Below are 11,378 nucleotides of genomic sequence, written 5' to 3'. Positions count from 1 at the left end.
CTTGTGCCGCTTGTTTGCCATTCTCTGTCCTCCGTTCCCTATACATAACGGTGGACCAATTCAGATGGGGCATTTCAGATTCATCGGGTCTGGATAGCCCGTGACCTGAACGACATCGACAAGACAGCAGCAAAGGCCCGGCGTCGCGATGGCCGTCTCCCTTCAAGACCACAGCATACTGACGAGCGGTTCCTCCCGAATAAAGAGTCCCGCCTTAGCTCAATGCCTGGAACTCGACGCGTCGGTTTTCATCCGCTTTGGGATCGGCCGCGTTGAAGGGAAACCGCTCGCCCATTCCGACGGTCTCAAGCCGTCCGGACTCGATTCCGCACTCCTGTACCAGATGCCGCGCGACTTCCTTTGCCCGCAGGACCGACAGGCGCTCGTTGTAGTCATCCGAGCCGGAACTGTCCGTGTGACCGACAATCCGGATCACGTTGATATCCGCAGTCCGGAGGACGGTGCACAGGGTTTCAAGCTTAGGTTTTTCCGAAGCGGAAAGCGCAGCAGAGTCGAAATCGAACTTGATATGGAGGTTTACCTGCAACTCGGGATCGAGTTGACCAAAAACCAGCGGTTTGTTGGGGTCTGCGGCGGCTGTCGTCACACTTTCTCCACTTGTGGATGACTGGCTTTGGACACTCACCGCCGACTCGCTGCTCACGTCCTGGACCGTTACCAGCTTGAGACCCCGCGTCTGACCCATTCCGCTGTCCTGCGCGGCCGAGAAGGCCTGTTTCTGGCGCTCGAACAGGGCCTGGAGTTGCTCGGCGGTATAGTCCTGAGCAAGCACCGGAGTGGCCAATGCCAGGAGGGCTACCGCCAGTCTGAGTGATGTCATCCGCATCTCTCCTTCTCTGAAAAGGCTTTGTGTCTAACTGCAAGCAGAGTATCATCAAAGTCGTTTGAATACATCCCATTTGAAAGGCCGGACCCGAACCTTGCATCGATTGTTCGTGATAGACCCCGGACGATGACGGGACCGACGACGCGCATACCGGCCGTTTTGCCCCGTGCGCCGACTTTTGTCGGGTCGGGATTGACCCATGTGGGTCGCGTTCGCGACAGTAACGAGGATTCAATCCTGACCGATCCTTCGGGCGTGGTGTGGGCGATCGCCGACGGAATGGGCGGGTACGGGCACGGAGACGTTGCATCCGACATCGTCACGGACTGCCTGAGCCGGTTGAAGGACGATGCCTTGGCCGGACCCGAGTTGCGGACAAAACTGGCAGAAGCCAATGCAGCCGTGATTTCGCAAGCGCGCGCTCAGCGGCTGGACGGGATGGGCGCAACGGTTGTTGCGATGATGATCCAGAATGCCATCGCAACGATCGCCTGGGCTGGAGATTGCCGGGCCTATCTGCTCCGGCAGGGCGGGCTCAGGTTGCTGACGCATGATCATACCGTTGTTCAGGATATGGTCGATCAGGGCTTACTCGACATCCGTGATCGCGACGAACATCCGGAAAGGCATATCGTGACCCGCGCCGTAGGGGCGCAATCCGAGCTGGAAGTCGATACGGTTACCGTCCCTCTGATCTCGGGCGACCGGCTGATGCTGTGCAGTGATGGCCTGACAGCTTGCCTTGCCGATCAGCAGCTTGCCACCATGCTGGGGGAGAAGGGCAACCCCGAGGATGTCTGCGCGGCAATGATGACCAAGGCGCTGGAGCTTGGGGCCCCGGACAATGTTTCGGTCATAGCGGTTTTTGCCCGGGAGGGATGAAACATGCGTCAGGGAGCCCTGATCGGGCCCATCATCATCGCCATTGGCCTCGTCGTCGCGGCTATCGCATTCACCGTTGTTGGGGCGTTGCTTCAAACCGCCGATGGAACCACGGAAATGCGCCTGAACGGGACGGATCAGGACATCGCGGACCTGCGCAATGACCTGGCACGGCTGCGAGACACGCAGCGCGACCTTGAAGCCGAAGTAAAACGACTGTCCGAAGACATCGGTCTTTTGTCTGGCCTGGCCGCCAGGGGACAGCCGGTACAAGTTGACGCGGTACAAATGACGTCTCTGGAGGAAACCGGGGATCACCAGGAAACAGAAGAAATGACCGAGGAGATGATTCTGGCGAAATCCCGGTTCAATGCCGGTATTACCCAGCCGAAGAACCGCGTGATGCTGGACATCCTCGGACATCCTCGTGACAGCTACTCCACAGCATGCCAACCCGTCAGCAACCCGCGTCTCAAGTCGTTGCTGGAGACCCGCCAGATCGGCCCGATCCGGGTGACCATGGTGCGCCCCGCGCTGGATTCCCTGGAACGCATCATGGCGCAGTTGCAGTCATCGGAACCTGATATCTATGCGGCAATGGGAACGGCAGGCGCTCTGTGCGCGCGCCTGATACGGGGATCTGCAACCTCGGTCTCGAACCATTCATGGGGAACCGCTATCGACTTGAAACTCGAAGGTCAGCTGGATGGGTTCGGCGATGGCGGTACTCAGTTCGGTCTCTTGCTGCTTGCCGAGCTTTTCAACGAAGAAGGATGGTTCTGGGGCGCCACCTGGAACCGCGAAGACTCGATGCATTTCGAGATTGGAGAAGAAACCCTGCGCAAGTGGCAGGCAGAAGGAAAGCTTTGATTGATGGCGCGAAATGCGCGTCCCTTGGGCCTTGGCAAGGGCCAGCCTTATGCGGCTCTGTCCGAACCGATTCTTGCGTTTGCGGAAACGATGGAACGGAAATCTAAATCCGGTGAACGGACTATGTGCGAAGAGGCAGCAGCGCTTCTGGATGCTTTCGAAACCCGGCTTCACGATGCTGGCGCTCCGCGGGTGGCGATAAAGCCGGCTCGCTATGCGCTTGGGGTCCTCATCGACCGGCGCGCCCGGTCCCTGCCCCGAACGCGTCTTTCCACCTGGGCTATTTTGGCACAGCAAAAACTGTTCGATGGGCGAGAAATCGATCTGAACCGAATCCAGGATTTTGCCGCCACCGCCCGGCGCGAAGGTGGCGGTCTGACGGCCCTGAGCGACTTCCTTGATACTGTCATGACACAGTGCCGGGACTTGCGACAAGGCTACCAGCGGCAACGCACGGGCTGGGGAAAATACGCCCTGTTCAGCGTGACCTTGTTTGTTGTTTTGCTCACAGCTTATGCGGGGTTTCTTGAATACAGGTACCAATCCGCCGTTCTCGACCGCTTTCAGCAGGCGCAGGCTGATCTCGACCTATCTCTTTCTGTTGCGGCGCAACTCGATGCAAGCGCCGAAGCGCTGGCGCAAGTGGAGCGTGCCGCGACCAAGGCCCCGTTTGGCGGTTCGTTGCGCTTGCCTGTTTTCGATGCTCTGGCCCAGGCCAGCATCCAGCATGCGGAGCGGACGCAAAGAGTGTTGCCGTCTGAGATACGGGCTGCCATCGAGGAGAGGCTGGCGGTCGAAGGCCAAGGCTTGATGATCTACGACGCCCTGCGCGCCTGGGCGGTGCTGATCGGTGATCTCGACTGGCATCCCGCCTACTTGACCGGTTGGCTGGAAGACAATGCGCCGGACCTTGCGCCGCATGTGTCGGAACTCACCGGGCCCACCATCGGCTTAGCCGCCGAGGACCCGGAACTGATGGAACTGGTGCGCGCGTTCGCGGCGGAGGCCGACGAACCCAGCCGCGCCTGGCTTGAACTGTTGCGGGCCGAGGGAACACGCAGCCTGCCGCGCTGGCAGGCCGACCAATGGATTCCTGGCATAGGCGCCGTGTTGCAGCACAGGTCAGGCGCATCCTTGTCAGGTGGTTTGCCCGGACTGTTCACCGCATCTGGTTGGCAAACCGCGCGCCAATACGAACTCGGACTGGCGGTGCAGGCCGCCCGGAAGGCCGGGCCGGTGGTAACCGGAGTGGCGCTGTCGCCGCGCAATGATACTGCGGATCTGTTGGAAAACCGGCTATTGACCGAAACGCTGGATGCCTGGAGCGATTGGCTGGCTGATGTCAGGGTTCGACCCTTTGTTGACAGGGAAACCGCTATTCTGGTTTCGGGCGCGCTTGGCAAATCCCCCGGGCCTCTGGACGCATTGCTGCGACAGGTCTGGACAGAGGTCGGCGGCGGAGACACCAGCCGAAGCCATGCGCAACAGTTGCGGATTGCGACCCGCTTCGGGGCGATGATCCAATATGTGGAACAGGGTCGCCTGGCCGAAATCGCCCGCCTGTTTTCCAGCCTCAACGTGGCGCTTGGATCCATTGATGTGAATGCCGAGCGCGGTGATCAAAGGCTGATGAGCATCCATGAAAGCGCGCGATCCGTTCAGGCGCTCAAGGCAGCGCCGCGGATCGTTGTCCAAATTGCCGAAGACGTTCTGGCCCAAGCGGGGCAGACAACCGGATCGCGCCAATCAAACCCAATCCTCAGGCAGTGGCAACAGGATGTTTTCCCACTCTGCCGCCAGTTGATCCAAGGGCGTTACCCCTTCTCCGACGGGGCAGATGTGGATCAGGGGGGCCTTGCCGCTCTGTTTGGACCTACCGGTGCCTTCGCCGTATTCCTGTCGGCCTATGCCGGTCCTTATCTCGATACCTCCGAAAGCCCGTGGAGATGGAAGCCCGAGGCCCGCTTCGCCGGTCTTACCCCCGAAGGTGCGGCGTTTCTGGAACGCGCGGCCTTGGTCGACCAGGCGCTCTTTGGGGCCAACGGCGAGTTGGGAACAGAGCTGAGAGTGTCGGCGCTGGCCGAACGCGGCGAAACGCTTATGACGCTGGGTGGCAATGCCGCGCCGATCCGAGCGACCGGCGATGCCGCGCATCTCTCTTGGCCCGGTCCTGATCCGATGGGGGGCGTCGAAGTGACCTTTCGCCTGGGCGATCAGACCACACGCCTTTCGCACCTTGGCCTTTGGGGTTTGTACCGCTTGCTGGACGACCTGCGCCTGCGTGCGCGCGACGGAGGGCGCAGGATCCTGGTGGACTTGCGAACCGAAGGGGGGCGCGTGTTTGTCGAGATGGAATTCGACCAAGAGGTCAATCCCGTATCCGCACGCGCGGCCGTTCAGGGTCTTTCATGCCCGCCGGTATTATGACCATGACGGAAAATCCACGCAGCACGTTGAAAACGCGCTATACTGAAACGGATTTGTTGTTGTCTTGGTGAGCCGCCGAGGACGAAAGATGTTTGAAGCACGTAACATTATACTGCATTCCCCCTTGCCGCCCGCGGATGACGACGCCGAGGACGGGTTGCGGTTCTGTAGCCTGTCCGGTCGGGACATGGCAGGGTCATGTTTCCGGTACGAACTGACCGCTGTGAGCCTGAACCCCAACATCGAGTCCCAGGACCTGTTGGGTGAAATGGTCTCGATCACGATCCAGGGCGACCATGAACCACGTTATTTCAACGGCTATGTCGACGAGTTCTGCTTTGGTGGAGTGACCGACGGGATGGCGCGATATGTGCTGATCCTACGGCCGAACCTGTGGTTCCTGTCGAAGACAACCGACAACCGGATTTTCCAGGAAAAGACCGTTCCCGACATCATCGAACATGTTCTCAATCAGCATGGGATCGGCTCTTACGAAATCAGACTGACCGGCAGTTACACGCCCCGAGAGTACTGTGTGCAATACGGTGAAAGCGATCTGAACTTTCTGGAACGCCTGATGCAGCACGAGGGCATTTGGTACTTTTTCACCTTTGAGGACGGCGAACACAGACTGGTTCTGGTCGACGACAACCAAGAGTTGGACAGCGTGCATGGCTATGAAACGGTCGAATATGACATGAACTTCCAGCTGGCGGAAACGGGCGCCGAGTGCATCAGCGAATGGAAACGCACCGACAGAGTGGTATCTGCGGGCTGGACCCATACGGATTACGACTTCACCCGCCCCTCTGCCGATTTGATCGCGATGCACGAAGAGATGCGCGGCACTTCGCTGGCGGACAAGCAGCAATATTCCTATCCCGGGTACTACGTTGATCACGGGCGCGGAAAGGATCTGGCCCAGGTTCGAAACATATCCGCGCAGTCCAAAGCCGAACGGGCCGAAGCGCAGACCTCTGCCCGTGGGCTCAGAAGCGGCTTTTTTTTCAAAATGGTCGAGCACCCCAGGCGCAACGAAAACGTGGAGTTCTTTATCCTACAGGCCGACTATGACATCTGGGATGCTGAGTACTTCGCCGGGCAAGGCAAGCGTGGCCAACAGGATGGATTCGAGGCGCGCTGGCTGGTGCAACCCCTGTCGCTCCCCTATCATCCGCCGCGCAAGGCGCGCGTGCCGGTCATGCGCGGCCCGCAAACTGCGGTGGTCGTGGGGCCCGCTGGCGAGGAAATCTATACGGATGAGTATTCTCGCGTAAAAGTTCAATTCCACTGGGACCGCGAAGGCGTCAAGGACGAAAACACCACCTGCTTTATCAGGGTCAGCTCGGTCTGGGCCGGATCCGGCTGGGGGTTCATCCAGATCCCCCGTATCGGCCAGGAAGTGATCGTCGATTTTCTAGAAGGCGACCCGGATCAGCCGATCATCACCGGGCGTGTCTATAATGCTGAGCAGATGCCGCCCTATGCCCTGCCTTCGAACGCAACCCAGTCTGGTTGGAAATCCAACAGCTCGCCGGGCGGTGGCGGGTTTAACGAACTTCGCTTCGAAGACGCCAAAGGCAGTGAAGAGGTCTATTTCCAAGCCGAGAAAGACCATAACGAACTGGTCAAGAACAACGAAAGCCGCACCATCGGCAACGACTTCTATGAATCGGTCGGGCACGACGCGAGACAGGAAATCAATCATGACCGAAGCGAGTATGTCGCCAACAACAAGGATACGACGGTCGACGTTAATCGGACCGTAACGATTGGAAAAAACGACACCGAAACCGTCGGCGTCAACAGATCGCTGACGGTCGGTTCCAATGAAACCATCAGTGTTGGCACAAACTCGACGGAAACCATCGGGGTCAACCACACCCAGACGGTTGGTGCGATTCAGACGATCAGCGTCGGAGCAGTACGTGTGGACACGGTCGGCGCGGCCGAGCAACGAACCGTCGGTGGACCCCAATCCAATGACATCGGCGCGACGCGCTCGGTCTCGGTCGGCGCAAGTCAGACCCACTCTGTCAGTAGCGATGATAGCTGGACCGTTGGCGGCAACCGTTCCGTTCAGGTCGGCAAGGATCTGACGCAGTCTGTCGGCAAGAAGGCCGGTTATACCGTCGGCGACAGCATGACACTGAATGTCGGCAAGAAGCTGGCCATCGACGCAGGCGACGAGATCCTGATCAAAACCGGATCGGCGTCCATTCTTATGAAAAAGGACGGTACGATCCAGATCAAGGGCAAGGACATCAAGGTGCAAGGCAGCGGCAAGATCGACATCAAGGCGTCGAGCAGCATCAAGATGAAAGGGTCGAAAATAGACCAGAACTAAGACGCGCTGAAATAGCTGTCCGGATGCCCGGGCTGTCGCTCGTCGCTCCACAGCAGCGGAGGATCCAGTGGGGTCGCCGAAGGTGGCAGCGTTATCGGGCCAAGGTTGGCCGCCAGTTCTTCCAGATTGGCCCCGTTGCTGGCTGCTTGAGACAGCAAGGGAAACACTTGGTCGGCCCATTCATCGACACCCTGCCTGTCTGAAACTCCCATAGCGCAAGCAGTAAGGGGAAAGACCCGGCCAGGGGTGTCGCGACTGGGCAACACCAGGATTGCAAGGGGGCCCGCCGGGCTCTGAAGCAGACCTCGCGCTCCGCGTTGCGGCCAAGGGACACCGTCACGCAGCGCCAAAGCCAATCCCTGGCTAAGCCAACGGTCCAGATATCCCCGCACGCCGGAAACAAGGCTGCGCGCGACAAAATCCCCATGACTGGGAAGTTTGCCAAAAAAACCGGTCAACTCAGAACCCTCGGGGGCAGGCAAAGCCGGAGAAGACCGTCAGGTCGAACGGGTTTTCGACGGAATTGGCTCGCAGTTCGAACCGTGCACTGTGACCGCCCGCCGCAAGCCCCAGTTTGAACACCTCTGGCAGGTTTGTAGATTGGAGCCTGCCCGACCGGATCAACCTGAGAAACGCCCAGGCCCCGGTTTGCGAAGTTATCTGATCGCCGGTGCCGTCCACGGGAGTGAAACTGATCGTGATCATGTTGGTGCCATCCGGACCTGGCCAGGTCATCGGCATCGGCCGGGCCGCTGCGTTGAAGTAACTCAGCACCTGCCCATCCACGTTGAGCGTCACCCGAACGGCCGATGCGCTCAGATCCAGGGGCATCAGGTTGAACGCCATGACCGGACCCGATCCGCCCGGGAACAGCGCGTTACGGAGCATGCGCGCATTTTCGAACGGTTTGAGCAGCGCATCATCCAATCCCAGATCCGCACGCCACCGCCACGGCCGCACGGAATTGTCGATATAGGTCTGCAAGTGATCGTTGGTAAAGCTGTCGATCAGACCGCCCGCACCAAACAGCCGGGCAAAGTCCTGGGTGTTCACGTCAATCGCGCTGCGCTGATCAAACGGATAACGTCCGGCCGTCGCCGACAGGCAGAAGGGCAAGACATCAGCTTTCCACCGCGCGTTCAACTGGTCAACGATGGCGTCCCGGGTGACCGCGATCGTATCCCCCGCAATTCCACCGATCCAATCGTCGATCGGGTCGGGCAATCCGGCGGCCTCGTTGACGATTGCACCGGTCAGCAAGGGCAGACCGCCACGGGCCAACAGGGCCTGTTCCGGATCGGGGCTGGCCGCGACGGTCTGCAATTCGTTGGACAGAGCAGTCAACGCGGCGACCGCATCGTCAAGCAGCGGTGGCACACCGTCGACCTCCTGCACCGTGGCGCGGATCGGTGCGAAATGCAGTGCCACAGGTTCACCTGGCAGAGCTTCGGGCGCATCGGAGCCGCCGGATTTGCCTGCGATCTTGGAGCCTTTCTTAAGCAACCCTCCGATCTTACCCAGCTTCTTTTGCGCAGCTTTCAACGCCCCTTTCTTGGCAGCATCATTGCCGCCGCCGCTGCCTTCTTCGGGAACCCGGGTCAGGTGCGTTTCCGCCACCACGGCCAGGATCAGCCGTTTCAGCGCGCTATCGGTCGAGGACAGGTCTTTGAGGTTCTGTCGCGCTTGCGGCAAATCCGAGATAGGGGCAAGCCGCACATCGCGCAGGAATCCGTCCCATTGGGCGATGAAGTCATCGTAGTAGAGTTTCAGTATATCGGCTTCGAGCACCGCAACCGAGGCCTCGGCACTTTCGGCGCACCCGCCGGCGAACACTTCCCGGTCAAGCACAGCCTGCGCTGCGACCTCGGGTACAAGCGGCAGAACAGTCTGGTGGAACCCGTCAAATGTGAACGCACCGGGCAATCCTATCCGGAGGGTTTTTTCCGACAGGCGCGTCAGGACACGCGCTCCGTTAGGACCTGTGTGTTCTGCGGGTATCCATTCGGGCAGACCGCTGATGTCCGGCAGGGTCACCAGGTTGCGATAGGCGCGCACTGCAAGAGGAATGGTGCAGATACTTTCCAGGGCGATGCTGACCAGTTCCGGATCGGGCGCGATCCGGTCGGTTTCCGACCCTGCCCGCTCGATCGCGGCGAGTTGGTGAACCAGCGCCTCTTCGGTCGGGAACGGGTCGATCGGGGCGTATTCCGGTAGCGCCAATTGCCACCATTCAGCAATGTATTCGCTGTCATATGGCGAACGCCCGGTAAGCATGAGATAGGCCTTGAGCGCGCCCATCAGAAAGTCAGGATCGCGCGAGTGGCGCCACATGGTTGCTTCGAGTGTCGCCACCATACGCGGTTCGAGGATGTTCCGCAGCGTGCGGTCATATGCGATTGCCTGCGCACGTTCCAGTTCAGCCTCGGCGGTTGGTCCCAGAACCGTAAAGAAGCTCTCTGGCACCACAGAGGCCGCGTTCAATGTCTCGTTGGCGGCTTCCAATGCCAGATTCAGATCCAGAGGGTCGGTTGGCGCCTGTCGTGAGGCCACGTTTGACAGGCGCGCCGACAATTGCGTCAGTTCGGTCTCTTGCGCGCGAATACCCGCCGAATAGCGGATGAAGGAAAACAGGAAGAAGATCCCCGCGACCACGGCCACCAATGCCGAGGTTGCAAGTGTTCCCCGCCAGATCCAACGCCTGCGATCTTCGGCCCGTGGATCGAACCGGCCGATCCCGGCCTCGGGAAAGATCAATTCGGTCAGTAGGTTGCGCAGGAAGTAAGAACGGCTTTCCCCATGTGCGCGGCGTTCGGGCGGGGGCGGAGCCAATCCCAGGGATTGGGCCATGCCGGACAGCATGCGATCAATCGGCGAGCCTTCTTGTGTGCCTGAAGTAAAGTAAAACCCCCGCAACCAAGGGCTGTCTTCGTACCTGCTTTCGCCGAACACGGCGTCTATGAGTGACTTCATAGGTCCCGTCAGCGCCGCGAATTGCCCCGGGAACCGGAACAGTTCCGCCCGTTTGGACAAAGGCAGATCGGCAGCCAAACGAGCCACCAGTCGGGATTCCAGTGCCTCTTGCAAAGCGCGCATTTCGCGCTCGACGGTGACCCCATCCACCCGGTCTTCGATGCCCAGAGTTGCGCCCCAGACCTGTTCACGACCGCGCGACGACAAATCGCCAAAGAAATCCTCGAACCCCGGAACAAGGTCGGTCTTGGTGATCATCAGGTAGACCGGCAGCTTGATGCCAAGCTCGTCGCGCAGTTCGGCCAGTCGCTTGCGGATTTCGCGGCCATAGTCGCGAATGGCCGCGTCGTTCATTGACAGTTCCTGTACCGACAACGTCAGGATCACGCCGTTCAGCGCCCGGCGCCCCCTGTGTTTTTTCAACAGGGCGAGGAAGCCCCTCCATTCTGCTGCGTCGACTTCCGGATCGCTCATCTGTTGGACATAACGGCCGGCCGTATCGACAAGAACTGCATCCTCGGTAAAGAACCAATCGCAGTTCCGGGTACCGCCCACGCCCTTGATATCGTCCGACAGATCAATGGGAAAGTGTAGCCCCGATTGTCGCAAGGCGGTCGTCTTACCAGTACCCGGGGGGCCAATGATCACGTACCAGGGCATGTCCCGAAGAAACTTTCGACCGCCCAGTTTCGACCGTTTCATCTGGTCGAGGATATTGCGGAACTTCGCCTGAACTTCGGCCACATTCTCTTCGCCTGGGCGTGATTCAGGTTCAGCCGCAGACAGGTCGGCAACGAAGTCCCGGTTTGCGCGCGCGGCGCGCAATTGACCGATCAACAGCGAAAGCAACCACAGAACCAGAATGACACCAATCACGATCAACCTGACCATTTCACTGGCCAACGGATCGGCATCGCCGATGCTGATCAAAGGCCCAAAGAACCAGATCAAGGCACAAAGGGTCAACAAACCAACCGCGGTCCAGAAGAGGCGGGACAGGAAGAAGCGAAAGACGGACTTCAGTGCTTTCATCTC

General features: G+C 59.6%; 7 protein-coding genes. 4 read left to right on the top strand and 3 right to left on the bottom strand.

Annotated features, from left to right (window positions below; genetic code table 11):
• Positions 1–214: 214 nt before the first annotated feature.
• On the bottom strand, positions 215–841 hold the full coding sequence (locus tag G0P99_RS11375; protein WP_239059774.1) for an OmpA family protein: 627 nt from the start codon (positions 839–841) through the stop codon (positions 215–217).
• 132 nt (positions 842–973) lie between these two features.
• Between G0P99_RS11375 and G0P99_RS11370 the strand changes: the two genes are divergently transcribed.
• The 4 genes from G0P99_RS11370 to G0P99_RS11355 all read left to right on the top strand — a co-directional run bounded on the left by G0P99_RS11370 (position 974) and on the right by G0P99_RS11355 (position 7,373).
• Entirely contained in the window at positions 974–1,729 is a 756-nt protein-coding gene (locus tag G0P99_RS11370) for a PP2C family serine/threonine-protein phosphatase (protein WP_164129842.1), read from the top strand.
• A 3-nt stretch (positions 1,730–1,732) separates the two neighbouring features.
• A complete protein-coding gene (locus G0P99_RS11365; protein WP_164129840.1) occupies positions 1,733–2,599 on the top strand; it encodes a M15 family metallopeptidase in 867 nt (288 codons plus the stop codon).
• 3 nt (positions 2,600–2,602) lie between these two features.
• The gene (locus G0P99_RS11360; protein WP_164129838.1) at positions 2,603–5,026 is read left to right on the top strand and encodes an ImcF-related family protein; all 2,424 of its coding nucleotides are present in this window, start codon (positions 2,603–2,605) and stop codon (positions 5,024–5,026) included.
• A gap of 88 nt (positions 5,027–5,114) precedes the next feature.
• Positions 5,115–7,373, top strand: a complete 2,259-nt coding sequence (locus G0P99_RS11355) for a type VI secretion system Vgr family protein (RefSeq protein ID WP_164129835.1) — start codon at positions 5,115–5,117, stop codon at positions 7,371–7,373.
• Here the strand turns inward: G0P99_RS11355 and tagF are convergent.
• Complete coding sequence (tagF, locus tag G0P99_RS25060; RefSeq protein WP_164129833.1) at positions 7,370–7,831, bottom strand: type VI secretion system-associated protein TagF; 462 nt, start codon at positions 7,829–7,831, stop codon at positions 7,370–7,372. The two genes, G0P99_RS11355 and tagF, sit on opposite strands and share 4 nt — an antisense overlap.
• Position 7,832: 1 nt before the next feature.
• Positions 7,833–11,375, bottom strand: coding sequence for a type VI secretion system membrane subunit TssM (gene tssM / locus G0P99_RS11345; protein ID WP_164129831.1), 3,543 nt, complete (start codon positions 11,373–11,375; stop codon positions 7,833–7,835).
• Between the last annotated feature and the right edge of the window lie 3 nt (positions 11,376–11,378).

Source organism: Ruegeria sp. PrR005, from assembly GCF_010500245.1.
Taxonomy (GTDB): domain Bacteria; phylum Pseudomonadota; class Alphaproteobacteria; order Rhodobacterales; family Rhodobacteraceae; genus Ruegeria_B; species Ruegeria_B marisflavi.
Note: the sequence above shows the minus strand (reverse complement) of the source record. Positions and strands in the feature narration are given on the sequence as shown.